27 protein-coding genes are annotated in these 26,721 nt (G+C 38.3%); 11 read left to right on the forward strand and 16 right to left on the reverse strand.

Annotated features, from left to right (window positions below; all coding sequences use genetic code 11):
* Position 1: 1 nt before the first annotated feature.
* Both IPF86_00235 and IPF86_00240 read left to right on the forward strand, forming a co-directional pair.
* The gene (locus IPF86_00235; GenBank protein ID QQR50338.1) at positions 2 to 2,347 is read left to right on the forward strand and encodes a CapA family protein; all 2,346 of its coding nucleotides are present in this window, start codon (positions 2 to 4) and stop codon (positions 2,345 to 2,347) included.
* A gap of 33 nt (positions 2,348 to 2,380) precedes the next feature.
* Positions 2,381 to 3,202, forward strand: a complete 822-nt coding sequence (locus tag IPF86_00240) for a polysaccharide deacetylase family protein (GenBank protein ID QQR50339.1) — start codon at positions 2,381 to 2,383, stop codon at positions 3,200 to 3,202.
* A gap of 64 nt (positions 3,203 to 3,266) precedes the next feature.
* On the opposite strand, the gene IPF86_00245 is transcribed toward IPF86_00240, so the two are convergent.
* The 7 genes from IPF86_00245 to IPF86_00275 all read right to left on the reverse strand — a co-directional run bounded on the left by IPF86_00245 (position 3,267) and on the right by IPF86_00275 (position 9,981).
* Positions 3,267 to 3,785: a hypothetical protein gene (locus IPF86_00245; protein ID QQR50340.1), complete on the reverse strand. Its 519-nt coding sequence runs from the start codon at positions 3,783 to 3,785 to the stop codon at positions 3,267 to 3,269.
* Between the two features lie 75 nt (positions 3,786 to 3,860).
* Complete coding sequence (locus IPF86_00250) at positions 3,861 to 6,083, reverse strand: AAA family ATPase (GenBank protein ID QQR50341.1); 2,223 nt, start codon at positions 6,081 to 6,083, stop codon at positions 3,861 to 3,863.
* Between the two features lie 8 nt (positions 6,084 to 6,091).
* Positions 6,092 to 6,787, reverse strand: a complete 696-nt coding sequence (gene rnc, locus IPF86_00255) for a ribonuclease III (GenBank protein ID QQR50342.1) — start codon at positions 6,785 to 6,787, stop codon at positions 6,092 to 6,094.
* A 67-nt stretch (positions 6,788 to 6,854) separates the two neighbouring features.
* Complete coding sequence (gene nusB, locus IPF86_00260; GenBank protein QQR50343.1) at positions 6,855 to 7,751, reverse strand: transcription antitermination factor NusB; 897 nt, start codon at positions 7,749 to 7,751, stop codon at positions 6,855 to 6,857.
* Between the two features lie 86 nt (positions 7,752 to 7,837).
* The gene (rpmF, locus tag IPF86_00265; protein QQR50344.1) at positions 7,838 to 8,056 is read right to left on the reverse strand and encodes a 50S ribosomal protein L32; all 219 of its coding nucleotides are present in this window, start codon (positions 8,054 to 8,056) and stop codon (positions 7,838 to 7,840) included.
* 30 nt (positions 8,057 to 8,086) lie between these two features.
* Positions 8,087 to 8,788, reverse strand: coding sequence for a ribonuclease HII (locus tag IPF86_00270; protein ID QQR50345.1), 702 nt, complete (start codon positions 8,786 to 8,788; stop codon positions 8,087 to 8,089).
* 275 nt (positions 8,789 to 9,063) lie between these two features.
* On the reverse strand, positions 9,064 to 9,981 hold the full coding sequence (locus tag IPF86_00275) for a hypothetical protein (GenBank protein ID QQR50346.1): 918 nt from the start codon (positions 9,979 to 9,981) through the stop codon (positions 9,064 to 9,066).
* Positions 9,982 to 10,351: 370 nt separating this feature from the next.
* Here IPF86_00275 and IPF86_00280 point away from each other — a divergent pair, with 370 nt between their 5' ends.
* Positions 10,352 to 10,930, forward strand: a complete 579-nt coding sequence (locus IPF86_00280) for a hypothetical protein (GenBank protein ID QQR50347.1) — start codon at positions 10,352 to 10,354, stop codon at positions 10,928 to 10,930.
* 56 nt (positions 10,931 to 10,986) lie between these two features.
* On the opposite strand, the gene IPF86_00285 is transcribed toward IPF86_00280, so the two are convergent.
* Positions 10,987 to 12,636, reverse strand: coding sequence for a hypothetical protein (locus IPF86_00285; protein QQR50348.1), 1,650 nt, complete (start codon positions 12,634 to 12,636; stop codon positions 10,987 to 10,989).
* Positions 12,637 to 12,641: 5 nt separating this feature from the next.
* Positions 12,642 to 13,022 carry a hypothetical protein gene (locus IPF86_00290; GenBank protein QQR50349.1) on the reverse strand — a complete coding sequence of 127 codons (381 nt, stop codon included), beginning with the start codon at positions 13,020 to 13,022 and terminating at the stop codon, positions 12,642 to 12,644.
* 94 nt (positions 13,023 to 13,116) lie between these two features.
* Here IPF86_00290 and IPF86_00295 point away from each other — a divergent pair, with 94 nt between their 5' ends.
* The 8 genes from IPF86_00295 to IPF86_00330 all read left to right on the forward strand — a co-directional run bounded on the left by IPF86_00295 (position 13,117) and on the right by IPF86_00330 (position 17,783).
* Positions 13,117 to 13,632 carry a UvrB/UvrC motif-containing protein gene (locus IPF86_00295; protein ID QQR50350.1) on the forward strand — a complete coding sequence of 172 codons (516 nt, stop codon included), beginning with the start codon at positions 13,117 to 13,119 and terminating at the stop codon, positions 13,630 to 13,632.
* An 82-nt stretch (positions 13,633 to 13,714) separates the two neighbouring features.
* Positions 13,715 to 14,479 carry a hypothetical protein gene (locus tag IPF86_00300; GenBank protein QQR50351.1) on the forward strand — a complete coding sequence of 255 codons (765 nt, stop codon included), beginning with the start codon at positions 13,715 to 13,717 and terminating at the stop codon, positions 14,477 to 14,479.
* A gap of 241 nt (positions 14,480 to 14,720) precedes the next feature.
* Positions 14,721 to 15,089 (forward strand): hypothetical protein, encoded by a 369-nt coding sequence (locus IPF86_00305; GenBank protein ID QQR50352.1) that lies wholly within the window; start codon positions 14,721 to 14,723, stop codon positions 15,087 to 15,089.
* Between the two features lie 12 nt (positions 15,090 to 15,101).
* Positions 15,102 to 15,404: a hypothetical protein gene (locus IPF86_00310; GenBank protein ID QQR50353.1), complete on the forward strand. Its 303-nt coding sequence runs from the start codon at positions 15,102 to 15,104 to the stop codon at positions 15,402 to 15,404.
* A 383-nt stretch (positions 15,405 to 15,787) separates the two neighbouring features.
* Complete coding sequence (locus IPF86_00315; GenBank protein QQR50354.1) at positions 15,788 to 16,231, forward strand: hypothetical protein; 444 nt, start codon at positions 15,788 to 15,790, stop codon at positions 16,229 to 16,231.
* A gap of 6 nt (positions 16,232 to 16,237) precedes the next feature.
* Positions 16,238 to 16,642, forward strand: coding sequence for a hypothetical protein (locus IPF86_00320; protein QQR50355.1), 405 nt, complete (start codon positions 16,238 to 16,240; stop codon positions 16,640 to 16,642).
* A 138-nt stretch (positions 16,643 to 16,780) separates the two neighbouring features.
* Positions 16,781 to 17,086 carry a hypothetical protein gene (locus IPF86_00325; GenBank protein ID QQR50356.1) on the forward strand — a complete coding sequence of 102 codons (306 nt, stop codon included), beginning with the start codon at positions 16,781 to 16,783 and terminating at the stop codon, positions 17,084 to 17,086.
* 205 nt (positions 17,087 to 17,291) lie between these two features.
* Positions 17,292 to 17,783: a hypothetical protein gene (locus IPF86_00330; GenBank protein ID QQR50357.1), complete on the forward strand. Its 492-nt coding sequence runs from the start codon at positions 17,292 to 17,294 to the stop codon at positions 17,781 to 17,783.
* 54 nt (positions 17,784 to 17,837) lie between these two features.
* Here the strand turns inward: IPF86_00330 and IPF86_00335 are convergent, their stop codons facing one another.
* The 7 genes from IPF86_00335 to IPF86_00365 all read right to left on the reverse strand — a co-directional run bounded on the left by IPF86_00335 (position 17,838) and on the right by IPF86_00365 (position 26,547).
* Positions 17,838 to 21,086, reverse strand: coding sequence for a hypothetical protein (locus tag IPF86_00335; protein QQR50358.1), 3,249 nt, complete (start codon positions 21,084 to 21,086; stop codon positions 17,838 to 17,840).
* Between the two features lie 3 nt (positions 21,087 to 21,089).
* Positions 21,090 to 22,145: a polysaccharide pyruvyl transferase family protein gene (locus IPF86_00340; protein ID QQR50359.1), complete on the reverse strand. Its 1,056-nt coding sequence runs from the start codon at positions 22,143 to 22,145 to the stop codon at positions 21,090 to 21,092.
* Between the two features lie 3 nt (positions 22,146 to 22,148).
* Positions 22,149 to 23,216, reverse strand: coding sequence for a glycosyltransferase family 4 protein (locus tag IPF86_00345; protein QQR50360.1), 1,068 nt, complete (start codon positions 23,214 to 23,216; stop codon positions 22,149 to 22,151).
* Positions 23,217 to 23,316: 100 nt separating this feature from the next.
* Positions 23,317 to 23,664 (reverse strand): four helix bundle protein, encoded by a 348-nt coding sequence (locus tag IPF86_00350; protein QQR50691.1) that lies wholly within the window; start codon positions 23,662 to 23,664, stop codon positions 23,317 to 23,319.
* Positions 23,665 to 23,698: 34 nt separating this feature from the next.
* Complete coding sequence (locus IPF86_00355) at positions 23,699 to 24,637, reverse strand: glycosyltransferase family 2 protein (protein QQR50361.1); 939 nt, start codon at positions 24,635 to 24,637, stop codon at positions 23,699 to 23,701.
* Positions 24,630 to 25,898, reverse strand: a complete 1,269-nt coding sequence (locus tag IPF86_00360) for an oligosaccharide flippase family protein (GenBank protein QQR50362.1) — start codon at positions 25,896 to 25,898, stop codon at positions 24,630 to 24,632. Before IPF86_00360 ends, IPF86_00355 begins: the two co-directional genes overlap by 8 nt.
* 70 nt (positions 25,899 to 25,968) lie before the next feature.
* Complete coding sequence (locus IPF86_00365; GenBank protein ID QQR50363.1) at positions 25,969 to 26,547, reverse strand: hypothetical protein; 579 nt, start codon at positions 26,545 to 26,547, stop codon at positions 25,969 to 25,971.
* Positions 26,548 to 26,721: the final 174 nt, after the last annotated feature.

Consider the following 26,721-nt stretch of genomic DNA (forward strand, 5'->3'; position numbering starts at 1 on the left):
CATGGGAAAAAAGCAATTGAAACTACTAAGCCAAATTGGTATGACCATCGTGGCACTTGCAGTCGGCATTGCCATTGCTGCTGGTATTTTTAGTGGTGCATCTATACTAGGGACAACTATCAAATCAACGAGTGTAAAAATACTCGCCTATATAAACAAGCCTGTTACCCATATTGAACAAGCATTACAAGGGCAACCACTAGCGACAACCCAAGCGCTATTTGATCCCAATGCTCCCATTGAAATCAAACTCGGCAATGTTAGCGATGGTGATTTTTCTCCGCCAGAATCTGGCAAAGTCATCCGCATTAATCTAGACACGATGCAGCTAGACCAATACGAAGATGGGACTCTCAAAAATACAATGAAAGTGCTTTCCAAAGGCAAAGTCGGTTCGTATTGGGAAACACCTGGCGGCAACTACACCGTATTAACCAAAGAAGAAAAACATCTCTCAAGTATGGGGCAAGTATGGATGCCGTGGAGCATGCAATTTTTCGGCAATTATTTTATCCATGGCTGGCCGTACTATCCAAATGGCAACCCAGTGACTGACATCGGCTACTCTGGCGGCTGTATTAGACTTTCAAATGATGATGCCAAATCACTCTATAAATGGGCAGACCTTAGGACTGAAGTATCTATTTACAATACTAAAGGTACATTACCGAAAGAAGTCGCCTTGAGGTCACCGTACTTTTTAAGGAATCCAAACATCACTCCGCAAGTGAGCGCGGGGGCATTTGTTGTAGGTGATATCGAATCAGGCGACATACTGCTACAAAAAAACATGAATGCCATTCACCCTATTGCGTCTGTCTCCAAACTCATGACTGCACTCGTTGCGCTCGATATAGTCCATCAGCGTGCCTTTGCCAAAATTTCAAACCAAGCATTAGCAACAAGCGGACAAAACGCAGGCTTTACCACACATGATCATCTAAAAAATTCTGATATCCTCTACCCACTCTTGATGCAATCGTCAAATGATGCAGCAGAAATTTTAGCAGAACAAAATGGCCGCAAAAGCTTTATAATCGCAATGAATGAAAAGGTTGGCTCACTCGGACTTTTAGCAACTTCATTTGATGACCCATCCGGACTCTCAGCAAAAAACACCTCGACCGCGCTTGATCTGTTTAAGCTTGTTCGGCATATCTCCACATTTAAAAACTATATCTTCGATATTACGACGACCAAACAATACTCCACTTCATCACATGCGTGGGTAAGCAGCAATCAATTCTTAAATGTAAGCGGATATGTCGGTGGCAAAAGTGGCTATACTGATCCAGCCAAACAAACAGGTATATCACTTTTCAAAGTGCCTATTTCAGAATTTGAAACTCGTACGATTGCGGTAACGCTTCTCCAAAGTGATGATAGGCGCACCGACGTCCTCAAACTCATGGACTACGTCAAAAAGAATATGTACCTAGGCGCACCACGCGCTATCAAAGTAGCGACCAATACCGCCACACCAAGCAAAAAAGTATCACTACTTTTTGGTGGTGACATTATGCTTGATCGTGGCGTCAAAACATCTGTAGAAAAAAATTTTGGTGGCGACTATAATAAACTTTTTGATAATATAGGAAGCATCAAAGATGCTGACATAACATTTGTGAATCTCGAAGGTCCTGTATCAGATGTGGGCAATAATGTTGGCAGCAAGTATTCATTCCGCATGGATCCAAAAGTACTACCAGCACTCCTTAATGCTGGTATTGATATCGTTTCATTTGCAAACAACCACGTCGGCGACTGGAACAAAGCAGCATTCAATGACACACTCGGAAGACTTACAAAAAATGGCATTCTCTACACTGGCGCAGGCAGTAGTAAAGCTCAAGCAGAAGAGCCTACGATCATTGAGAAGAATGGTCTTAAGGTTGGCTACTTAGGATTCTCTGATGTTGGACCTGATTGGGTCGCAGCAACTGACAAAGCATCTGGGATACTACTAGCCAGTGATCCAGATTTTGAAGGTATCATACGACGCGCACGCGCAAAGGTAGATATACTCATTGTCTCTGTCCACTGGGGCACCGAATACAAAGAGCACACAGCTCATCAATCCTACCTCGCCCACCGTGCGATAGATAATGGCGCCTCACTTGTTATCGGCCATCATCCACATGTCGAACAAGCAACCGAAACCTACAAAGATGGTCTTATTGTCTACAGTTTAGGAAATTTTATTTTCGACCAGTACTTCTCGCCCGAAACTATGCAAGGTCTCATTGTTAGTGTTGATTTTGATGGTAATAAAATTACTACTGTTACCAAAAGTACGGTAAAACTCAACACTATGTACCAACCAGAATCGATTACCCCCAAAGAATAATATGGTATAGTCGAGGTATAAAAATACTAGTTTATGAGAATTTCATCTATCAAAACTTCAACGTATGTCTATAGTATTTGCACCATTGTGCTAGTTTTTTCTATTTATTTTATTGACATTCATCTCTATGCAAAGCCAACACACCAGGGAGTATCTGAAAACAATGTACCTTCTAGTTCTCTTGTAGCGTCCCTCCCTGTTGCAACAAACATTGTCGAAACACAGACAGCAAAATATACCATCAACAACATATTTAATGTCGTACCGATTGACCCAGCCGGGAATAAAAAAGTTGTACTTCTTACTATGGACGATGGGCCAAAATCAAAGACTACTCTTGATCCAATCCTAGCCACACTCGATGCTAAAAATGTTCACATACTTTTCTTTGTAGTTGGGTCATACGTCAAATTACACCCTGATCTAACTACCGCCATGCAAGCTCATGGCCATACTATAGGTAATCACACCTGGGATCATGCCAACCTCACGAAACTGCCGATCGAAAAGCAGATCAAAGAGCTAGACGATACATCAAAGATTATCAAAGACACAATCGGCACACTGCCGCAGTTTTTCCGCCCACCGTACGGCATGGCTACAGCAGAAGCAAAAGAGTATGTTAAAGAAAATAAAATGACGTACATGACCTGGTCGCTCGGAGGCGAAGATTGGGTGAAGAAATACCAGAGCAAAGATGCACTAGCACAGCATATCGTCGAACAACTTCATCCAGGAGCCAATATTTTGATTCATGAATTCCCATGGACCCGCGACGCGTTGCCAGAGATTATCGACGGCATACGAGCGGCAGGCTATATCATCATCGATCCAAAAGAAATTCAGACACTATAGTAAAATAAAATGCCCCGTACGTTCGGAGCATTTTTCTTATTCTGCATATTTTTATATTATACATTCAAGCAAGAAGTTCTTTGGCTTTTTCGGCTATAACTCTTGCCTGCATAATTCCTTCTTCCTTCGATACATTTAATAACTTATGAAAGTATGGAAGATTTTCTTTCTCTAAAAAAACATCCATCGACTCACTGCTACGGGTCGTAACTACAATAACATGAGCTTTTGGTAAATATTTTATCACGTAGCTATAGTACAAAAAAATGCCTGCATTAAAACCATTATCTAAATAATATTTAGCAGTTCTTTTTTTATCTTTCTTAGCTTCACAATCAATAGTGACATCAAATGCTTTGCCTGCAACGCCGCCGGTAAGTGTTACTATTTCTTCTGTACTTACATGCATCATTGCATCAAGAATTATAATATCGTACAGTATGCCACTTTGTATCGCTGCGATGGCATCTTTAACCGTACGTGTATGATTTACAATTTTAAAACCCAGATTGAAAAGTCGTAAAAAAAACTTATTTTCAAATTTTGGATGTTCAATATATAGCACTCTATTTTGGCATGCCATAAAAAGAATTTTTCGTGAACAATACTTATCTGGGATATTACTATTTATTCTCAATATGTCAAGGAGACCAGAAACTTACTTCGCTATCTGCACTGCTTCGTCGAACTTGATCGATAGGAGCTTGGATGCACCATCAGAGCCGATTGTCACTCCGTAGAGTACATCAGCGCGAGACATGGTTTCTCGATTATGCGTTACGACGATGAGTTCAGAGTATTTCGATAGACTTTCGATCATATTGCCGTATTTTTTACTGTTAGCTTCGTCGAGTGCTGCATCAGTCTCATCGAGTACGAGAAATGGTGGCGGATTGACTTGCGACATGGCAAAGAGAAGCGCGATAGATGTGAGCGATCGCTCGCCACCTGAAAGCATGTTGAGGTCTTTGACCTTCTTATGTGGCAATGACACATTGATCTCAATGCCACGCTCAAATGCTAATTCCCCATCAGCTGACATTTCTTCTTCATCTTCCTCTTTGCTCTTCCTCTTATGCTCAACCACTATAGCGAGAAAGGCACTACCCCCACCGAACATGAGTGCAAAGAATTCTTGGAACTGTTTATTGATCTTGAGTATGCCAGCTTTGAATTCTGTATCGAGCTTTTCCTTGAGTTCTGCAATGAGACGTTTGAGTTCGTTGATAGATACTTCCAAATCTCCAAGCTCTCGCGCTAGGAATTGATCACGCTCCTTGATGCTTTCGTACTCTTTGAGTACATCACTGCCACTACCACCACCGGCATCTTCAATTTTAATTTTGATGCGTTCAATTCTCTTACGCAGATCTTCTTGTACTGACCGCTCAACTGCTTCCCCTTTGTTTATATGTTCTGGAGCGCCTACCAATACTCGCGCTTCTTGTTGTTCATTAGCATACGCAGTCGTTACTGTTTCAAGCACATCTTTACGCAACCGGAGCATTTCTAATTTTGCATTGATAGCGTTTTGCTTGGCTTTAAGTTCATAGGATTCACGTTCGCTTTCACGCAGTGCTCGCTCATGAAGTAGCGTAGCATTTTGAAGCTTCTGTAATTCCCTTTCATAAGCAACATACTCTTCGTCGTACACTTCGAGTGCGCGGATCAGCTCTTTGATTGAACCTTCGACATTTTGTATATGTTCACTATCTTCTGTAGTTTCGCTTTGTGCTACATCTACTTTTTGGAAGAAAACCAATTTCTCTCTGACATTACGAAGAATAGGAATCGCATCAGACAATGATGCTGCTTCGATCGCTTCGGCAATCATAGCTTCAAGTTCTCCGATGAGCACTTCAACTTCTTCTTTCGGAATCATTGTTTGCTTTTGTGGAGCGTCTTTTTTCACTGTGAGTGCCTCGAGAACCCCCTCAAGACGTCCCAGATTTCTACTCGTATCATCTCGCTTTTTCTTAAGTGCAAAAATTTTCTCCTCTAGCGTTGCAATATCACGGGTGACACTCGCATCAGTTGGCGCCACTGCCGGCACCTCAACACCTGCGAGGGCTTCAGTGATTTTCTTGGCTTCGATTTCATGCTCTACTCGTTCTTTTTCGATTGCAGCTTTTTCGGTTGTTATGTAATATTCCTCATTTGCAAAATACGTCGTATATAATCCTTGCAGTTCCGTACGAAGCTCTTTGGCTTTTTCGATTTTTTCAACTTGTTTGCTCAAAAACGTAATATGCGGAGAAAGTTCCCGTCGTAGTGATCCTACTTCTTTCATATTGGCGAGTGTACGCTCGAGTTTGCGCTCACTTTCGCGGAGCTTGTACTGATAGACACGAAGTCCCAGTGCATCTTCGATCATGCTACGACGATCTTTAGAAGATGCATTGAGTACTCGATCTGCTTCACCTTGGGAAATCATATGGTGGCCAGAACTACCAATATGCACTGAGGCGAGAAGCTCTAAAATATCTTTAAGTCTCACTTCTGAACCATTGATACTGTATCGATTGGCACCATCGCTATAGACTTCACGACTTAGTGTGATTTCATCAAACGCAATATTTGGAAGTCCGCTCGAATTATTGGCAAATGAGAAAATTTTTTTGCGATTATCAAACACAATACCGACTGACGCACGCGAAGGTGCACTCAAACCTTTTGATCCCTTAAAAATAAGGTCAGTGCCAGATTTGCCACGCATTGACTTGATTGACTGCTCGCCCAACACAAAACGTATAGCTTCAACGACGTTTGATTTACCAGAACCATTGGGACCAACGATTGCAGTTACGGGTGACGTAAAATCAAGAACCGTCTTTTTGCCGAATGATTTAAATCCACTTAGTTCGAGGCGCTTGAGGTACATAATAATTGCTAATCAAGCCAGCCTTTTACTTTTAATGCTTCTTGGGCTGCCTTCTGTTCAGCTTCTTGTTTTGATTTACCTTTGCCTTGTGCAATAAGTTCACCGCCGAAATAAATGCCAGTGGTAAAGTGCTTATCATGATCGGGACCACTCTCTCCCATAACACGGTACAGTGGCGTCACGCCGAAATATTCTTGTGCACGTTCTTGGATCAAACTCTTTGGATCGCGCCATAGCTTCTTGGCAACAATCTCATCCATCAAAGTAAAAAGTTCATTTGCAATAAATTCTTTTACCGCATCGTAGCCTTGATCAAGATAAATAGCACCCAAGTAGGCTTCAAAGGTATTCGCGAGTATGTATTGCCTCGCTTTGCCCATATCTTTTGACTCACCTTTAGACAGGAGCAGGAATTCATTCATACCAAGTTTTGTAGCAACTTCTGCAATCGTATTAGCATTAACGAGTGCTGCGCGAAACGATGTGAGTTCCCCCTCGCTATGGTTTTCGTATTTTTTATAGAGATAGTCCGTGACAACAAGTTCGAGTACTGCATCACCGAGGAATTCTAAGCGCTCATTATGCCAAAGCCCAAGCCCCGGATTCTCGTTAATATACGAGCGGTGAATGAACGCCTGCATTAACAGCTTCTTATCGTTGAAAATAGTTTTTGTTTTTTGTTCAAATGCTCCAAAATCAATCATACTAGAGGTTAGACGTTAGGCACTAGGCGCTAGCAATTGCTACAGCCTAAAGCCTAGAGCCTAAAATTTACTTAGTAATAATTTCGACTGCCTTCGCCAAAAGCGGCAAGATATCATCGTAGGTCTTGATCTCTCCTATTTCATGCAAAGGAAACCACCGTGCACCATCGAGCCCACCAGAGCTCGAAAGCTTCAAATCTTGGTATGGTGCTTCTGCCAAGAAGAAATGTACCACCTTTCGGATCTTACCTTTTTCTGGGTGGGATGCAATATATTCTGACTCACCTAATTTTTCGAGCACTTTTATTGGCAATCCTAATTCATCATTGATCTCTCGAACGACTGCGACATCTTCTGCCTCATCACCATCAACACCACCTTTGGAAAGTGTCCAGTAACCGAAAACATCATGCACGAGCGCAAGATAAATCACATCGTTAGTCCTCGCGTAAATGACTGCGCCTGCTTTTTTCTCAACAGGAAGCTTGGTTATATCGATCGGTGTATCATCTTTCTTTTTCTTTGATGTTTGCTCTTTGCCTGGCTCACCGATTTCTTTATAGACAGCACCCAAGACGCCATTGACGAACTTGCTCGATGTCTCTCCGCCAAATGCTTTAGCGAGTTCGATGGCTTCATTGATAGCAACTTTTGGCGGCACTTGCTCGCGATTACCGAACAAAAGTTCCGCGAGGCCCAATCGTAAAATATTTCGATCAACAACAGAAATTTTATCGAGCGGCCATTCTGGAGCTGCCTTTTCAATAATTTCATCTATGATGGTACGTTTTTTTAATACGAGTTCAGTCAACTCATGCATGAATTCGAAATCCTCAAGCCCTGGACCGAATTCGCCCTCATTGCGCCTGAGTACTTCTTCTATATGCGCATCATCTTTGCTGTTGAAATCCCACTCAAAGAGTGTTTGGAGAACGATTGAACGTGAGAGATGCCGATTTGCCATAAATAAGGAACAAAGTTATAGATTAGAGTGCCACATAGATATGTATCTACTGTAACATATTTTTCTCTGGGGAAACAATACTAAAGCTACTTTTTGAGTGCCTTTGCCTTAGCAGCTTTTTTCTCTGCTTTTGCCGTCACATTCATGACGGTTTTGCCCCGATAGGTGCCAGTCGTGAGAGAAACATGGTGGCGCAAGTGTGCTACCCCAGTTTCTTTATCAATAGAAAAAAGCTTGCGCTTGAGTGCGTGATGAGAGCGTCTATTTGCAGTGTGACTGCGCGTATGTCGCATTCGGACTACCATGCGAGAAACTGTAGCATAGAAAATATTTCTTTACAAGTCTTGGTGTATATAGGTTTTGCGGTGGAGGGGCGATAGTCCATATTTACTGATTGCTAGGTAATGCGCCTTCGTACCATAACCTTTGTGGACATCGAATCCATAGCCAGGGTATTTTTTCCCCATGGTTGCCATATATCTATCTCGCAGTACTTTCGCACAAATAGAAGCACACGAAATCACTGGTTCTTTTTCATCACCTTTGATAATGGTTGTTTGATTTGTATATATAAACGGCGCCTTGAGTCCTCCATCGAGTACCATACGTTCTTTAGATTTGATTTTTAGTTTTTTGAGACAGTTGATCAATGCTTTACTAATTGCTTGATTAATACCGATTCGATCTATTTCTTTGGCACTAATCAAAACGACTGCAAAGTCACAATGCTTTTCTTTTTGCCATATCTTAAATCTAGCAAACCATTTTTCCCTCTGTAATGCAGTTAACTTCTTCGAATCCCGAAGCGGTAAGGCTATTTTTCTAATGAGCGATCTGTAATTTGAAATTTTGAATTCAAAAACTCCAACAGCCACAGGACCCGCTATTGGTCCTCGTCCCGCTTCATCAATACCGACAATAGTTTGCATAGTTTGATTGTAGCAAAAGAAAAGCCCGCCATCTTTTAGAGATGACGGGATGTTAAAAATTTCAATGACTCTGGCAGTATCAATACGAGTCACGGACTCGCAAAGCATGATATGTCTTTATTCAAGCCTTCAGGGAACACGGTCCCCTTTTTCGCCTCAAAAGTTCGAGTTGATGGTTTTACTTTCTGATGTGGAATATTGCGGCTAAAACAAATTTGAAGGCAGCGTTATTCGAAATCAAGGAAAGTCCAAAAAGTACGCTATTTTTTATTGGCAGAAGCGAATGAACATGAGCTAAAATAGAGTATACGCAAAATCAATTTTTTGTCAAACAAAAACCCCATCAGCATAGCTGTGGGATTGGGACTGTTAAGTACTTTTATTTATTCAGTTCTACACTCTTCTGTATTGCCAACATACTCTCTTAATGCCTTAAAAAAATCATCCAAGGAACCATTATCTTCTCTCCACAACTTCAATGCTGTGTTTGGTTTTTCTTCTGGCCCTTCAGGAATTCTTACATATTTTCTTTCTGGTGATTTACTACCAGATAAAATCATTACCATAACGAAAACTATGAATATCACTATTGCAAAAAAATTCAGTTGCATAGCAATATCACCATTACTTGCAGATGCATTATTAGCAATCAAGAGGAGCATCAAACTTGCTGCAACTTTTGAAAGTAACCTTAAATAATTGTATGCAGGTACCGGCTCAACTGTCGCCCATTCGTATTGATGGGCAGTTTGCGTAACACCATATGGTTCTTCTTCTAACATATCTACCATTTCTGTCTTTTGATTTTCTTCTTCAATAGCCAAAGTTGCGACCAATCGAGATTTATCACGTCTTTCTTTCCATATCTTATAACTAGCTATAAGAAGTACAAAAGCAACAAGAATGCCATATATTTTGTATAATTTCGCATCGCTTTCTCGTACCTGCTCTGCATGCAATTGCATAGCCTCTCTTTCTTTTTTAGAATACTGGCTGGCAGTATCCTTTGATACCGGAATCATATTCGATATACCATTTGGGACTGGATATGCTTCTTTGAAAGCATCTTCAGCAGTCGTCTGTGCTGTTTTGATTGCAACACTTTCAGCTGTAACAGCAGAGCTATTTTCATGATTTCCTTGTAGGTATCTATAAACGATTTCACTCGCAGTTTCCAAAGGTTGATTTAAGTGTTGGATAATCTGATTATTACCGAGGTTGAATTTAAAAATTCTACCCTCCTTAATATGATCCATATCATGAATATTCTTCATTCCTGGATTAAGGGTAATAGAATTCATGAGAATTTGTCTTGTACTATCCATTAGACTGGATTTCGCGGAAGCGGTTAAGGTACAAATTACAAACATTGTGACAATGAGAAGTATATTTTTCATTTGTTCGATTGTTTTAGAAGTTTGGCTGTATTGTAGCATTTATAATTGCAAATGTCAATAAAGCTTATTTTATTGCTTATATGGTTCATTGACATAGCATTTCCAATGCTTTATAGTTAGTTTTCCCTATCACAAATCTAGCTGTAAACCGTTAGAATAGGGCTAGTGGCAAAGTGAAATACCTTTTTGCGATGTTTTACTTTTCACTATCATTTTATTAGTAAGAGTAGTTATGGAGGCCATTTTGGCTAACAAACGCTCATTTTATAACCATATGAAACCAACACTCAAAACAAAAGTATTGGGCACATTCGTTTTTGTTGTGCTAGCCCTCGGTGTTTCTTTCATGAGTTACTCTAATGCATTTGCAAAATTAGTGACTCAAGGTACGAAAGTTAATGCGACAGGTACAATCCTTTCTATGGACACTGAAGCACAGTCATTTGTGTTTCAAGGTACAGCGACAGGCGTTGTGACAGTCTATGTAACTGAAGGCACGATGTTTGGTGGTAACCTCGCTGGTCTGTCAGACTTATCAGCTGGTGACACTATTCAAGTCGTAAACCAGAAGACTGAAGGCGTAAACTATGCCCTCAAGATTCGAGAAATCAACACTGGCGCAGGCTACGGCTATGGCCCTAATCAAGTTTCTATCGCTAAGGCAATGGTAGTTTCTACATCAGAAAACCATGTCCTTGTCGCTGTTGGTCAAACCAATATTGACATCACGGTTAATGCTGCAACAACATTTGTTGGAACAACATTTGAAGATATCACAGCTGGCGATATGCTTATGATTACTGGTGCTGATACAGGTACAGAATACGTCGCAGATATGGTTACACTTTTGTAATCCATCTCAAAGACAAATAATAAAAGCCGCATATATGCGGCTTTTATTATTGCTCCCTATTCAAATTCGTAGACTATGATCGTTGGTGTATCGAGCACTACCTTGAGTTCCGACGATTCGGTAATGCGCCAGTATTTCTGCCAGTCAGATTCTTTAAGTAAGACTATGTAGCCCACATTATTCGCCTTGAGTGTTGCTACAGCTTCAGGGGTTGGTGTTACGCCTTGCACCCAAAGCGTGATGAAGACTTCCCATGGGTCAGTTCGTGCACTATCGAGGTAGGCATTATCGACATTTTTACTTGCAACAACTGAATTGTTAAAAAACATTATTGCAGGATTCACGATTCGGCGATAATTTGCAAATGAAATATCCATATATTGATGCCACGGCAGTAAGAGCACCGCTTTCGTATCTTCACCGACAACATACTTTGAATCGATGTAGGTTCTGGCACTATACCAATCTTTCGGATACTCACTCGGTGTAAGTTGACCTTGATACCCCCAAGCCATCGGATAAATAGCTACCAAGGTCACAGCAACCAGTCCTGCTACTAGTGTTCGTCGAGCAACTATTTTATTTTTAAAATAAAGTTCCGTCATAACGAGCACGCCGTATGAAACGAGGAATGCATATGACAATGCGATCAGCCCACTTAGCTTTTCTGTTTCCCGCAATCCTTTAAATCCTGGGACGACCCCCAAGAGCCAATCAACAATTGCTTTGGAAAATGCACTACCATAACCAACAGAAACTATAACTACCGGGATAAACGTCACAAAGAGTATAAATGGTAACAGATTGCGATTTTTTTCTTGCCAAGCACGCCGTATACCAAAGCTTGCAATGAGGATATATAAACCAGGCACAACAAACCAATACGGATTTGTATCTTTAGGCAGTAGTTCATCGCTACTCCAAAAGCCGTAGAGTCCAAGCACATTAGGATACACACCGAGCTTCTGATCAGCCGTGGTGGCAAACGCGCGAAAATCTGTTGTCACGATTTCTTGATATGAGGAATCTTTTTTGTGTAATGCCCCATAAAGCCAAAAGCTATTGACGACACCAACACAGACGATGACAGCAAGCACTACTTTGCATGCACGCAAAACTTGCGCTCGAGAAAAAAGGTTTCGATTAATGACAACCCACCCTAGCATATACACGAAACCAAACGCGTATGCAATGTACGCAAAGTGAAGTGAGAATATCGGATAGAGTGAAGCAACAATAGCAAATTTAATAATATGTTTTTTAGTTGGAGCATTGACGAGTGTTACAAGATACGAAATAAAAATCGGCAACATCCCATAACCTGCCATAACGAGCCATTGACCTGAGAAAAATCGCTCATAGACCCATGGATTTGCCATGTAGATGATACCCGAGAGTGTAGCGAGAGATCGAGAAAAGTATTTTTTACTGAGGCGATACATAGCAATACCTGGCAACAGTAAGACCCCAGCAAGCAGTAATTTCGTTGTGAGTGGCGTGCCAATACTTTGTGCTACGACGTAGAGAATATATCGAAGCGGATAGTTTGATGGAATAATACCTCCTGTGATAGGTTGCACATGCATATCTGGCGGAAAGCCCATATCGAGGAGAAATATATATCCAGGCGCAAACAGTGGCACCATGACTGCCATAACGAAAGCAACGAACAGGATATAGGGTAGATATTTCTCTATGGTTTGCATATGCATTATTTTTTAGCCTTGGCTTCCCTGCTGTATTCCCAGATCTGTTTGATAACACCGATTGATAAGAAATAAAATGCAAAGGTTGCTACTCGCTCGGCCGTTGCATCTGTTATAACGAACATAAACTTAGTCAAAATCAAAAGTATCGGAATAAGAATGAGACATACCAATGCGCACGTGATAGCAAATCTCGAGTCAATATGCCAGTAGAATAATGCCGTTGCAAATGCCAAAAATACTCCCCCTTCGAAACTCAAAACTACAGTACCCAAAACAACAACGAGCGCAACTAGGCCTGCACCTATATAGTCACGCTTGTGTAATGTTGTGAGCCACCCATAGACATCACCAGGAGTTAGTAGATAGTCAGTAAGTCTTGCCATAATGTATACAGCCTAGCACGAAAACTATCGAGTCATAAGCACTTTACAAAAATGGTGATGAGAGTACAGTACAGAGGAACCTAAACCTCTTTATATGGGAATCTACGGAGAAATTAAGGCAAGACCAGAAAAATACACCGTAAACACTATGGACGTTGGAGATATAGCATATTTAGATCCAAGTGAAATCATCATTACAAGAAAAGCTATTATTGTTGATTTATTATCGTATGTGCTATTTCCTGAAGATGTAACAAAAAAAGAAATTACAACTCTGATACAAATTAAACGTATTGGAAGTGGAATAACTGAAAAGGACTTCATGCTCTACTTTCCAAAAAAATTAAATTTTGTTTTTATTATAAGAGGAATGGGTGTATATTTTGAATCTCTGGACGAAAAAATGTTTAACGTTATATTCTATACATTCCACCTTGACTTAAGTTACTGGCCCCGAGATGAAGAGGAGAAAATCGCCCCATCCATAAAAGAAGTAGATCTTAAACAAGCATTGAATCATGCAGTGGAAACTGAAAACTATGAGGAAGCTATTCGACTTAGAGAGGAAATAAGAAAGAAAAAGACACAAAATAAAAACCCTAAAAGCTGATCGCAAGATCAGTTTTTTCTTTTGACAAATACATAGTTTAGGGTAGGATGATACTGTTTTTCGTTCATTTAAAACTATACCCATGATACACATACCTGCTTATGTCATAGCCATAATGCCCAATAAAACCAGAAGGTTATTCATTAATGAAAAAGTCGCAGCACAATGTGGTGCTCGTGTTATTACCGAAAGTCCAAGCAGTACAATCTTTGAAACCAAGGCAGAATTGCGCGAAGCATTGAAACTCGAAGCCCGTAGAAATACTATCGAAGCTTTTATGAAAACCGTGGGTCACTCAAAAGATAGAGGAAGAATTGTGACGGTTCTGTCCTATACACCGGAAGAATTCTCAACATACCTCACAGCAAAAGGTATCAAAGTAGGTACTGCCGGTACATTGAAAAATCTGATGGTAACCAAGGGTTACTTTACGTTCTTTGACTTCCTAGAGCGAATAAGTTCACAGAAGCTCGCCAGCATGATCGGTTACGGAGATACATATATTCATACTATTCGACAAGTTATTGAAGAAGAAAAAATTCCATGGGAATTAATATTCAAAAAAAGGAAACCGAGGAAAATGAGTAACGAAAAAATTAAAGCTCTACTTAAAAAGCCGATAGCTGATCTTATCGAACTGGGGCTTGATCATAGAATATGCCTACGCATGCAACGTACTACTGGCGCGAAAAATCTGAGGGAGTTTATTACTAGCAAACAAGACTACGAAAACAAGGGCGAAGAAATCCATAGTTTTGGCAAAAAAGCTTTGTTAGAATTGGAAAATTTTTTGGAAGACAGAGGTATACCACGAGATATTGACCTCAATAAATACTTTTCTGAATAAGTTTATTTTTACTTTACACCAGCGAACCTGGTGTATTTTTATTTTTATTTTTTAGTACCATATCGTTTCTCATACAATTTGCTCCTATAATCTATATATACGGCCGTATATATAGATTATAGGAGCAAAAAGTGAAGAATTAGAGGATTAGGGGTTAAAGTGGTCGATGGTATCATTGACTTTTCTATTAATTTATGCTATGCTGTTTGCATTCATTGTTCATTGATAAAAAAGTATACACATGCAAAAGATAACCTTAAAGTCATTTAGAGATTCCAATCTCGGGTTAATCATCTGGGTTTTGGGATTAGTGTTTGGAGAAATATTAAAATTTATATTCTCCCCTTTTGTGTTTATGTTTTCACCCTCTAGGAAACTTGCATACAAGCTTGCCTGCTCAAAAAAATTCGTATACTGGCGTAAAATCACCAGAGATGGCAGTGTTATCACTGTAAGTGCCCATCATGGGCATGCTGAAAAACCTGAATTCGTGCAAATATATGAATTTGATACATCAAATAATACATACGAGGAATACAGAAATACCGACAACGGTAAACAGAACCACATAAAAGGAACGCTGAAAGTAGGAATAAAAAAGTTCACCTAAAAACAAACCCAGATGCAAAACATTACCGAGTTCGAAAATTTCCTTTTCGCTAATCTATTGGGTTACGTAACGAGAACTGCTACCTCAAAAAAGGAGGCAGATAATTTTTTTCAAACGTTTAAGAAAGACCTCAACAAGCAGGTCTGGGATCTGCTCGAAGAGCATGATGTAGCTGTGTTTGTACAAATCAACGCAGCAATTGAGGAACTCAGGGATTACTCACTGGGTTTTGGTGATAAAGAAAAGTGGTGTCTGCGTTTTGTAAATAATCTCAAGACGCATACGCAAAGTGAAACATTTGAGTATAGTAACTAATATCATATTGCCAATATGGCCATAAGCAAAAGCGATCGCACGATCGCTTTTTATTTTTCGATCCCAATTTTTGGAAAAATAAAAAGCATCTACCTAGTAGATGCTTTTGTTTGTATCATTTCTTCTCTAATCACTTGCCATGATAGCAAACATGAGGAACAGGAAACCGAGGAAGTAACAACCTGTGAAGAATAAGACAAAAGCTACAACAAAAAAGAAAAGTGCCATAGTCTGAAAATTTAGGTTAAGAAATTTTTTATTTTGTTTGATATATTTATAGCATAAATATATAGTAAAGTCAATACAAGCCTTCTATCTTAGTATTTAAAATATAGATTATTTGACTTTTTGATAATTCACTATATAATCCAGAAAACGACAAAATGAAAAATAGAGTACTCCCCGCAAGGCCATACAGACCAGACACACTCGGATCTATGGGCAAGGCCAGCAGCATGATCGTAAGGCAATACCAATTCCCCCATGAATACCAAGAGCATGAAAAGCTCGTATTTACAGATCATGATCGGTGCATACAAGCCAACTACGATCAAGCAATGGCATGTATCAGAAAGCATACACAAAGAGGAGATTTAGGATTAGAATCTTGGTTCTTAAAATCCAACGATGAGAAGATACTGACTTTCCTAATAGAATTTCTCGATGTCAAAGATGGAACAATGTGGACAGGATACCGCATCAGAGGATCAGTTAATCAAAGCGATGGTGGTGCAATCTGGAGTTTGGAACTTTTTGCAAAAGCACCAGGCAGTAGCACAGCGGTATATACAGGCACAAAAGACGTACCAAATGTATATGACTATTAATTAAAAATGTGCACAACAAAAACAGCTCTCCCAGAGCTGTTTATTTTTTACTTTACTCGTATGTGCCAATGTGTTACTCTTGGCAAAATTACGTACATGGAACAAGCAACCACGAAAAATACTAGTCAGAAAAAATTTACTTTTTTCGAGAGTTTACTATTACCTTTTTGGAAACGAGATGCTTACAAAAAAGCCAAGGAACTAATCACTACTCCCAACACGAAGCAAATTGACATAATCCGAGCAATTAGAAAACTTTCTGATTACCACATATATGACAAAAAAGGCAATGTGGTAGGAAATCCCTACTACATAGAGAAAGTTATGGATGTAGTTGAGGAACACAGATATGATGTATTGGATCGAATAGCGAGAAACAATCTTGCTGAATTCGAAACAGATTTTGCTTAATGCACTGCATACAATGCAAGTACAATCTTATTCGAAATCTACAGAACGCTGACCATATGGGCAGCGTTTTTTATCTTGCCATTTATTTGAGTATATTGACTTTTTGATAATTCTATATATAATATAGAAAAATAAAAAATGTTCGACTGTTCTAAGAATATATACAAAAAGTTAACAATTACACTTTTCAACGGTGTGGAAATATCTGGCTATATCGGAAAATCTTCCAAAGATAGCGCATTTTTACCGCGAGTATTTCAGACATACCTAAAGGAAAAATTTGGCGTACTAGAACATGAGTGCACAGCAATGATCATTGCTGGTGACCCAATAAAGATGAGAGTGTTCCCCGAGCGGACACCATGGGCATGGCGTAGAATGGCGGAAAAGGCTGCCAAGAAAGTCAAGTGGGAACAACTCCCCAAGGTATTTGATTCCAACTAAGATTTTATTTAACGAAACCGACCTACTGACAAAACAGTACGGTCACGTGGGAGCCAAAGGAGGCTCCCACAATATGGATAATCCTTACCGAAATTTGGTAAGGATTTTTTATTTTCCTACTTCCCTACTTTTGACTTTCAACTTTATTTGAAGATATTGACTTTTAATAAAATAAATGTTAATATATACAAAAAAGAAAACTGTTATGAAAATACACTTCCCGATTACTTCTGCTGAATTTGTTGTTTTACATGCACAAATGAAACAAAAAAGAGGGAGAAATCCTTCGCTTAGTTTTGCAGGAATCAAAAATCCAAAGAGAGCGCTACAGTTTGCAAAATCGGTTGCATCTTTCAATACAAAACCTGCAGCCCCTCCTCCTGGAGATAAGGTGATCATACTGCCGAACCAAGAAGAGATGCTCGAACGCCTCATGGCAGTTGATGACAACCCGCATACCGTGCGGGAGTTCTATCCAAAACTACTCAAGTACGCAGGACAGAGAAAAGTTGCCGCGGGCATAGTCATGATGGCTGAACTTGCTTTGTTTGACTACACGAAAGGCATGCCTGACTTCATGTTTTCAGTAATGAATATGAGGATGCCTGAATACATAGACGCTCTTACCGATGACAAAGTAGTCGCAACTGAAGCTAAGAAAATTCTTAAAGAGGCATTAGTAGCCACAACTGCATGATCCGTTTGAAAGTCTGTTAATTCACAAAACGCTGTACCTTATGGTCAGCGTTTTTTATTTTTCTACTTCCTTCTTTTTGAACCATCTCTTCACTTGTAACTTTTTACTTGTCACTAGTAGATACCCTACACAACCAAGCAGTGTTACCCCCGAGATTAGCACTCCAATCAAAAAATATTTTTGTGGTTTATATTCTAAAACAATATTTACTAATCCCGTATCTTCGATCCAAAATCCATTAATTGTAGAATAGATTTGCTCAGATTTATATATATTTTTATCTATAGTAGCGACCCAGGAAGGATCAAAGCTCTCAGTAAATGAAAGGAGGAACGGTTTATTTGTTTCAATTATAAGTTTGTATTTTGTTGGGCCTATTTTTTTTACTTCTATAATATTTGTTTCAGAGTCATTTAATGTTTCTAATAATTTAGAGGTTGCCTTATTGGATTCATTTAAATTAATAACTTTAAATTTATCTAGTATTTGATTATAAAATTCATTCTCACTATTAAATTCTGCTTCGGTTGCAAATAACACCTCCCCGATTGCATTGAAACCCATATTATTTTTAATTCCAAACAAATGCTCACCTTTATCTAATTCGAAAGGGATTTTCTGTGACCAGGAAAAATTATTCGAGTAATCTTTAGTTTGTATTGTTGTTAAATAATTATCATCAATATAGACATCGAAATTACCTCCATTTTCGTTTTTTAGATATTTAATAAAAAATAAGTAACTTTCATCCTTATCTAAAACAAAAGGTAATTGCATCATATTTGGTTCACGATATTCATTTAGATTGTATAAGGAAAAATCCTTCATCTCAATTTTAACTGAAGAAGTGATATCAATATCATCTTCATACCAAATTTGAATTTGTATAAAAGATGTATCTACATTTGTTGGAGTAATATAAATTGATTGTTTTTCCCAGTTAGATGTTCCATTTTCTATAAATTTTGCAATTTCTCCAAATTCACTACCTATATGTGTTTCATTAGCGTCATATTCAAATAATTTTACATGCACAGAAGAGGCATTCGAAGTTTTTATACTGAAATTAAATTTTGAGTATTCATTATATTGCATCGGAATCAAGGGAGATTTAATTGTTTTCCATCCTTGTGATGGAGCCTCAAGTTTGACTATAAATCCTCCATTAATTTCATTCATGTACAACTTTTGCTCCTTAGTTAAATTAGTTTCCCATCCTATAGATATATCTTCTGAATCTTTAACAGACAGAAATTTAGTGTCGTTTGATAAATTAAATTTTGGTAATATCGACGGAGCACTTGTGTAAAAAAAACCTTTTCTATTTGTAAAATCAGTATAATCAATCCAAAGATCTTTTTGCTGGTTTTTTAAAATAGTTAACCACGATCCAATCTTTTGTGTAAACTTCCAACCAATTACTTTATCAATACTGTCTGGTGGCAACACAACATCTATTGTTGATAAAGGTGAAAAGATTTTTTTATTCATCAATAAATCTTCTTTATCGAAAGTATCTATAAACTGAAATTGATTATCACCGTGTAGATTTTTAACATATGGGCAGTTAATATTGTCAGGTATTAAAATTTGATTAGAAAAAATTGTGCAGTTATTGACAGTAAATAGATCAGCAGTTATGCCGTTTAGTTTAAAAAGATACCAACCATCCTTTTCATAAATTAAAGACATATTTTTCTTCATACTATCGAGAGCTTCATTATCGATAGAATAATATCTATCGTTATGGAAAACTACATAACCCACGCCAAGAACTGACAGGTAGTTATAATAATCATTTCTATTAAAAAGATTCGCTGCATACGGGATATCATATAAATTTTCAACAATATAATTGTAATTCCAATTTGTATTGTATGTAGGATTAATTGATGATTTCATGTCAAATGGTCCGATCATGTGACCTTCACTCCACGAAGTTTTAATTTCTCCATACCTTGGATACCAAAGGACCTTGTATGAGTCTGGCTTTTCCTTAAGTAAGTCTGTGATTTCATAATAAGGACTAGGAATTTTTATTGGATTCATAGAATTAATATTCGAATCAATGATCCCGAATATACTAGATCCAATTATAATTAGACTAAAAATAACACCTAAAAAAGTATTTGCTCTAATATTTACTAACTTTACAAATTTATACTTATAAAGGAGGGAGTTAGCACTTAGGGCAAATAATATACTTAGGAAAAAAACTTGATACAACTGAAATTTCAACGGAGATCTAAAAATCCATCCTATTGGGGTCGAATCAATGAACCACCAATAAAAACCCCCTGCTAAAGATTTTTGGCCAAAGGCTAGTAAAGTACAAACTAAAAAACCAATTGAGGCGAACCAGATTATTTTATTTTGTTTTTTAAAATAAAGTATGAAGAAACTCAAAAATAACACACCATATAAAGAAAAATTATGAATTACTTTATATAATGCATTGTCAGGAGTAGTTTTTATATACGTAAATCTATCCCTTTCAGTAACCAATATTCTAGCTAAGTTATTATCAGACACTATTTCGAATGTATTTTTTTCAACATTAGATGAATGACCTAAATCGACACTATTTTTCAATCCGGATGATATATACGGTAAAATAAACCAAAGAAAGAGTGCCCCGAATAAAATTGCGATTAAACTAAAATTCCTAAATTCACGAATTATATTGGATTTCAAGACTAACACAGAGAATACAAAAGAAACGATCAAATTCATTATTAAAATAAAAGGATGACCAACTGAAAGTAATAGAGTCAAAGCAAATAAAATAATAAATTTTTTGTAATTTTTTTCTGAGTATCTAAGAATCAAAAATAGCAAAAGTGGAAGTACCCCAAGTGAAAGAATAAGCGATATTTCCCAGAAAAATTGAAGAGGTGTGGGGCTATATGCAAAAAAAAGTGAACCCAGTATTAGAGGAACAAAAGAAAAATTTGAATATTTAATTTTTAACCTATTAAACAATTCTTTAAGGAAAATAAACATGAAAAAACTAACACAGGCATAGGTGATTAAAGGCATTAATTTAAGAATAACTTCTACATTTAAGCCCAAATAAGCCATAAGTATATACGGCAATCTTGGAACAAGTCTAATTAACTGCTCAAGATTTGATTGAGATGTTAAATCATTCCAAAGTGGGAAATGATATCTTATGAAACTCTCTTTAAAAATTGGGAAATTAAAATCCCTTTGAATAATTACACCGTTTTGTAGAAAAAGATAACCAAAAACTAAGATTGCGATCAGAGTAAATAAAAAAAAGTAATTTCTATTTTTAAACATACATTATAACATTATCAATTTATTGTTAGTTATTAGAAATGTTTCTATATCAACTAACTTAAGAGTTTTTATATACACAGGCTCTATATTCAAACTATGGAGCAATTCTGTATTTTTATTATCGTATGATAATGGAAGGAAAGGAATTCCACTTAGATAAGCGATAATTTCTGCATGGAATTGTGGTGCAATAAGAGTAATATTCGTTGAATATTTTTTAAAAAATAGATACACAGAGACAGGATTATACTGGAAATCAGTTATTGTCTGAACGTTTGAAAGTTTTGTTTTTAGATTTGAAATATAACTATATCCTTCTGGATCAATGTCTTTTGGTTCAAATATGCTTAAAATGAATCGCTGATTTTGGTATTTTTCGATTACTTCAGTTATAAGTTTCGTATAATCATTTGCGTGCTTTCCAGTAAATCTTCTAAAGCAAACCACCATCACAGGTTGTTCTATTCTTATATCTTGCTCGATTCTAGCTACATCTTCAGTATATTTGTTTAAATTGATCTCAGATAAATAAAAAGCCATATCTCTCTCGATAGAAACTTTCTTATTAAACCGTCTGAAATTTTTATAACTTTCTTCATCCCGTGCGTATATATGACTCGCACCAACGGACGCTAGGAAGGCACCTATGTGACCTAAAAATGTTGTTGATTTATAGTAGCCAACTCCAAAAAAGTAAACTTTCTTGAATAGAAAAAATCTGCAGAAAAATATTATAAAACTAAAAATAAAAACTTTTAATCCGAAATCTAGCCCCCAAAGTCCTCCCCCACCTACAACAATATTTTTTGAATTGAAAAAACTCTTTAGAACTTTATATTTTTCTTTTAGATGTATAGCTATAAAGCCAAAATCTTTATGGTAAATTGTAAATCGTTTTAAATTGAAATAAAGAATCTTAATTTTCTTATACCCTGCTTCAAAAAAGAGATTTTGCATAATCTCAAGTAATAATTCATCACCTAAATTACCCCCACCGTAATATCCGATTAGAAAGGAGTTTTCTAGATTATTTTTTTTAATAAATTCTTTAATTTTCATAAGTTAGGATAGCAAAATCTTTTCAAAAGCCTGGGCGGCATTTGGGAAGGTAAACTGCTGACTGTGAGCCTTGGCTTGGTCTGCAAGTTTGGCGCAAAGTGCCTTATCTTCCAAAAGCTTAAGCACAGCTAGCGCGAGCGATTCTGGGGTGTTCTTTTGACTGAGAAGCCCTGTCGTACCGTCTATAATAGCGTCCCTGAAGCCCGCTACGTTATACGTTACACTAGGGGTTGCCATTGTGCCAGCCTCGATGATAACGAGCCCGTAGCCCTCTTTGACTGAGCAACTCGCGAGCACGTGCGCTTGAGCTAGGAGAATGTATTTTTCTTTATCATTTGCCCTACCAAAAAAGGTCGCTCCAAGGTCTAACTTTTGACTTTTAGACTTTAGACTTTCGACATAGACTTCTTCACCAGGCCCTACGATCCATGTCTGGAGATTTGGGAGAACTTTTTTCACGAGCGCAGCCATATCGAGAAAGTCTTCGACACGTTTCATTTGGGTTAGTCGACCGATAAAAATAATAGTTGGTACCGCACTTTTCTCCATGAGTATAGGTTCAGGCATGACGATCGCTTCTGGCGTAATCGTTATATTTTTATTTGGTATACCTATCGATATGAGGTCACCCTTGGTCGAATCAGACACCGTGATAAATCTAGTTGTTCGATAAAGCTGCAGAAGCAGATACTCAGTCGCATAGCCAATGTATGAAAACGGAAATGGAAACATCGTAAACCAAATATCTTTGGCAACTTCGTGTATAAACGCAAAACGCTTGTGTCTCGGTACGTAGAGCGGTGTCAAAAATGGCAAACTATGAATCTGATCGATCACGATGTCGAAGTTTTCTTTTTTGAATCTCGTAAACCAGAAAAATGGGGCGAGTAATTGCACACTCCAATAATAACCTCGACGGATTACGGTATACCCATCAACTATTTCTTCCCTAAGAGCGCCTTCAAAATGATTACAGAAGAGTGTCACCTGGTGGCCTTGATGTACTAACTCACGGAGAATGCCTTCGGTTAATACTTCAGCCCCACCGGCCTTAGGATTTTTCAAATCCATCCAATTGAACATTAAGATACGCATAGTAGTAAAGAGTGAATAGTTAATAGTGAATAGAAGGTCATAAAAGTAAATAGTGAATAGTGAATAGTGAATAGAGCTACTTCTTAGTTGTTTTAATAAGACTAAGCAACATTTTCTGAATTTCAAATACTAATGATTCAGCTTTCATATATGAAATTTCTGGATACTGTCTTTTTGCAATAATTACTTGGGTTTCAAGTTCTGCAGCCGAAGCAATCGCTATTGATAAAAATCTTCCAAATTCTGTCTGATAATTACGTGACCAACCTTCAGCAATATTTGATGGAATAGAAATCGCTGCACGAAGCATCTGTGAAGTTAGAGAAAATTGCTCACTTTTAGGAAATTTTTTTGTCATGACATATATTTCATTTACAAGATCAATACCCTTCTGCCAAACTATGAGATCTTTATAGGATTTTATTTCCATATCTATTTACTGTTCACTATTTACTAATTTACTGTCTCTTTGACTTCCTGACTACATACAACGGTCGATTGATAACTTCAGTGTGAATGTTGGCGATATAGAGAGCGATGAGTCCCAAACATGACAGCACAATGCCGATCAAGAATAGCAGGATAACGGCGAGTATGGCGGTACCAGAGAAATTATAAAAATTTGTAAATATGTAGCGAGACAAAAACATGAAAATACCAAACGGCAAAGAGAAGACGATGATGAGGACTCCGGCATAGCCTGCAAGTTTGAGTGGAAATAAACTATGCGAAACGAAGCTCTTAATCGCAAGTCCTAAAAGCTTGGAGAAATTGTAGCTCGCAGCACCTGATCGTCGCTCTGGTGCGATAAATGGAACTGTATCTCGGCGAAAACCCAGCCAGTCAATGAGGCCTCGAGTAATACGCTCACGCTCAGAGAATTTATTAAACTCATCGATCACGACACGGTCGATCAGACGGAAGTCAGTCGCATTCGAAAGAATTTCTGTATCAGATATAAGATTTGAAATCGAATAGTAGAGTCTAGAGCCGAGCCGTTTGATGAGACCTTCTTTCGTATTGGAACGTCTAATGCCGATCACAATTTCTGCACCAGCTTCCCACTTTGCAATAAATTCTGGAATGAGTTCTGGCGGATGCTGCAAATCTGCATCGAGCATGATAACCGCATCCCCTGTCGCTGCATGAATGCCTGCCGTCGTTGCCAATTCTTTGCCGAAATTCCTCGAGAATTCGATCAGTTTGATACGACTATTCGTTACCATGAGCTCTTCGATCGCTTGTACACTACGATCACTACTGCCATCATCAACAAAAATAATCTCACACGTATAGGCTGAGAGTTGAGTTAGCACCGGTAGTAACGCCGCCATAAGAGGACGAATATTCGCCGCCTCGTTGTACACAGGAATGATAATAGATAGTGATTTATTCATAACGGATATTTTTTTCTAAAAAGTAGAGGACAATACATGACATGAGTAAAATCGCGCTTGTACCAAGTGACACAAGCACAATCGCGATAATACTAGTATGGAAAATACTGATGCCAATAATTTCGGCAAGAGCTAGTATAGATAACGGATAGATGAAGGTTTTGTGATGTGTAGCCAAGAAATACTGAATAAAAACGGTTGCCATAGATGAGAGTCCCATAGCTCCCGCAAAATAAACCAAGTATGGCGCACCGCCTAGGTATTCGGACCCAAACAGGAGCGATACAATATAGGTCGGAAATGTACCGAAAAGCACGACAAGAAAGATGCTCGCAAGCCCCACAATAGCAAGTGATAGTGCTAAAAGCTTGCCTGTTTTGCCATCACGAGCAGTGTGCGATGCAGAGGTCATCGGGAAAAGCACGACGAGTACTGCCGCTGAACCATAGGTAATAATTTTGCCGAGCACCGAAAGCGCGGCATACTCACCTGCCATAAATGGTTCCAGATAGTGCTTGGCCAAGAGTGTGTCGACATTCACAAAAATCGCGAGTAGTAATGTCGCTAAAAAGGTAAAGCCGATGTAGTGTCGCTTATCACGAAACACATCATACCAATTCGCCTCTGTACTACGCACAACCGCACGTGGCATGCGACGACGCAAAATTAACCAGCCATAGATAAATGCGAGCAAGCTCGCAATGATGAGTGCACACACAATGCCACCGATCGAAAGGCCTATGAGTACAAAGAGAATTGAAAATGCGAATTTCAAAAGTGCATTGATGACATTACTTATCGAAAGTGCCTTGAACGCTTGCAGGCCTTGCAAGAAACCATTATTGCTCGCAGTAAAAAATGACAACGGTAGCAATAAACTAAAGATAAGCATCGGCACGAGAGGCACATGCAAGTACGACGACAACGGCAATGCGAGAATAAGCGTGAGGATAAAGCTCCCAACACCGAGATAATACATCGGCACTCTCGTCGCACGACGAAGCGCACTAACCGCATCAGTTTCGCCTTTGGCAATATGATCAGCAGTGTATTTGGATAAGATCATCGAAATCGTACCTCCCGGAACACTGACGATCACTAACAGTGTAAACAGGGCGACGAGTTCACCATAGATTTCTGGCGGCAAGAGCCTACCCATGACGAGGTTGAATGCGTAGTTTAAGAAGTTCGCCGCAACCGAGCCAATAAAGACAATGGTGCTCGCCTGCAAGAATCGGTTATTGAATAGCGTGCGAAACATGTATATATAGTATAGCAAACATTACTTAATGAATAAAAATAGCCGTATGTATAGACGGCTATTGAATATATTACATTTCTAAACTTATACAGAACAATCGATACGCCTGGAAATCGTATGAACTTACCGAGCCTTGATGATTTTCATTAAGGAAATATCTTAATACCCTCTCTCTGTCATCCAAACGTCTAGCTACGTTACTATCTAATTGGACTTCAAACATGATATCAATATAATTTTCCTTTTCACCGTCATATTTTTTTTGCTTAATATAAATATTTGTATCAAGCTCTTTCTTTCGCAAAAAAATTGGCAGGTCACTCCACTTATTAACTATGTCATCATGCCTTAGTGCATCATACTCTTTATGCACTCTGGAGATAACCAGCATTGATAGTGGGATCAGATCTTTTTTACCAGTCTGCATATCTTCCAAAATATCCAAAACATTTGCCCAAAATATTGGGCCGGATTCAAGATCATCAATATCACGGGGTAATGGATAACGAATGGTACACTCTTCACTTGAAAAACTTAAGGTATTTTCAGCAAAAGCAATTCCTTTTTGCTCTGCTAAAATCATAAATTGCGTTTGTAGTTCGGTATAGGGTTTTACCTTTAATTCGTGACTTACCTGTTGGTCTACCATGGGAGAACGTTTTTAATAAAATAAAATATTTAATGAAAAAAGTCAAGGAAAATAAAAATCCGCCCCTACCGTAAATAGGGACGGATACTAACTGTTATCTCGTTTTTCGGCCCTCAATGCGTCGGCCAGATAACAGTAAAAAACTAAAAGATTAGTAATAGTTTAGTACGAAAC

Source organism: Candidatus Nomurabacteria bacterium (assembly GCA_016699085.1).
GTDB lineage: Bacteria > Patescibacteriota > Minisyncoccia > Phycocordibacterales > UBA9973 > CAZLWF01.

Bases quoted from the DNA above. Each gene is read 5' to 3' on its own strand.
- IPF86_00360 (QQR50362.1), bottom strand. From the start codon at position 25,898: ATGTTTCGCACGCTATTCAATAACCGATTCTTGCAGGCGAGCACCATT.
- IPF86_00285 (QQR50348.1), bottom strand. From the start codon at position 12,636: ATGCAAACCATAGAGAAATATCTACCCTATATCCTGTTCGTTGCTTTC.
- IPF86_00335 (QQR50358.1), bottom strand. From the start codon at position 21,086: ATGTTTAAAAATAGAAATTACTTTTTTTTATTTACTCTGATCGCAATC.
- IPF86_00275 (QQR50346.1), bottom strand. From the start codon at position 9,981: ATGAATTCTATTACCCTTAATCCAGGAATGAAGAATATTCATGATATG.
- IPF86_00305 (QQR50352.1), top strand. From the start codon at position 14,721: ATGCAAAAGATAACCTTAAAGTCATTTAGAGATTCCAATCTCGGGTTA.
- IPF86_00310 (QQR50353.1), top strand. From the start codon at position 15,102: ATGCAAAACATTACCGAGTTCGAAAATTTCCTTTTCGCTAATCTATTG.
- nusB (QQR50343.1), bottom strand. From the start codon at position 7,751: ATGGCAAATCGGCATCTCTCACGTTCAATCGTTCTCCAAACACTCTTT.
- IPF86_00295 (QQR50350.1), top strand. From the start codon at position 13,117: ATGGGAATCTACGGAGAAATTAAGGCAAGACCAGAAAAATACACCGTA.
- IPF86_00240 (QQR50339.1), top strand. From the start codon at position 2,381: ATGAGAATTTCATCTATCAAAACTTCAACGTATGTCTATAGTATTTGC.
- IPF86_00300 (QQR50351.1), top strand. From the start codon at position 13,715: ATGATACACATACCTGCTTATGTCATAGCCATAATGCCCAATAAAACC.
- IPF86_00280 (QQR50347.1), top strand. From the start codon at position 10,352: ATGAAACCAACACTCAAAACAAAAGTATTGGGCACATTCGTTTTTGTT.
- IPF86_00345 (QQR50360.1), bottom strand. From the start codon at position 23,216: ATGGATTTGAAAAATCCTAAGGCCGGTGGGGCTGAAGTATTAACCGAA.
- IPF86_00340 (QQR50359.1), bottom strand. From the start codon at position 22,145: ATGAAAATTAAAGAATTTATTAAAAAAAATAATCTAGAAAACTCCTTT.
- IPF86_00330 (QQR50357.1), top strand. From the start codon at position 17,292: ATGAAAATACACTTCCCGATTACTTCTGCTGAATTTGTTGTTTTACAT.
- rpmF (QQR50344.1), bottom strand. From the start codon at position 8,056: ATGGTAGTCCGAATGCGACATACGCGCAGTCACACTGCAAATAGACGC.
- IPF86_00270 (QQR50345.1), bottom strand. From the start codon at position 8,788: ATGCTTTGCGAGTCCGTGACTCGTATTGATACTGCCAGAGTCATTGAA.
- IPF86_00290 (QQR50349.1), bottom strand. From the start codon at position 13,022: ATGGCAAGACTTACTGACTATCTACTAACTCCTGGTGATGTCTATGGG.
- IPF86_00355 (QQR50361.1), bottom strand. From the start codon at position 24,637: ATGAATAAATCACTATCTATTATCATTCCTGTGTACAACGAGGCGGCG.
- IPF86_00365 (QQR50363.1), bottom strand. From the start codon at position 26,547: ATGGTAGACCAACAGGTAAGTCACGAATTAAAGGTAAAACCCTATACC.
- IPF86_00250 (QQR50341.1), bottom strand. From the start codon at position 6,083: ATGTACCTCAAGCGCCTCGAACTAAGTGGATTTAAATCATTCGGCAAA.
- IPF86_00320 (QQR50355.1), top strand. From the start codon at position 16,238: ATGTGCACAACAAAAACAGCTCTCCCAGAGCTGTTTATTTTTTACTTT.
- IPF86_00245 (QQR50340.1), bottom strand. From the start codon at position 3,785: ATGGCATGCCAAAATAGAGTGCTATATATTGAACATCCAAAATTTGAA.
- IPF86_00325 (QQR50356.1), top strand. From the start codon at position 16,781: ATGTTCGACTGTTCTAAGAATATATACAAAAAGTTAACAATTACACTT.
- IPF86_00235 (QQR50338.1), top strand. From the start codon at position 2: ATGGGAAAAAAGCAATTGAAACTACTAAGCCAAATTGGTATGACCATC.
- rnc (QQR50342.1), bottom strand. From the start codon at position 6,787: ATGATTGATTTTGGAGCATTTGAACAAAAAACAAAAACTATTTTCAAC.
- IPF86_00315 (QQR50354.1), top strand. From the start codon at position 15,788: ATGAAAAATAGAGTACTCCCCGCAAGGCCATACAGACCAGACACACTC.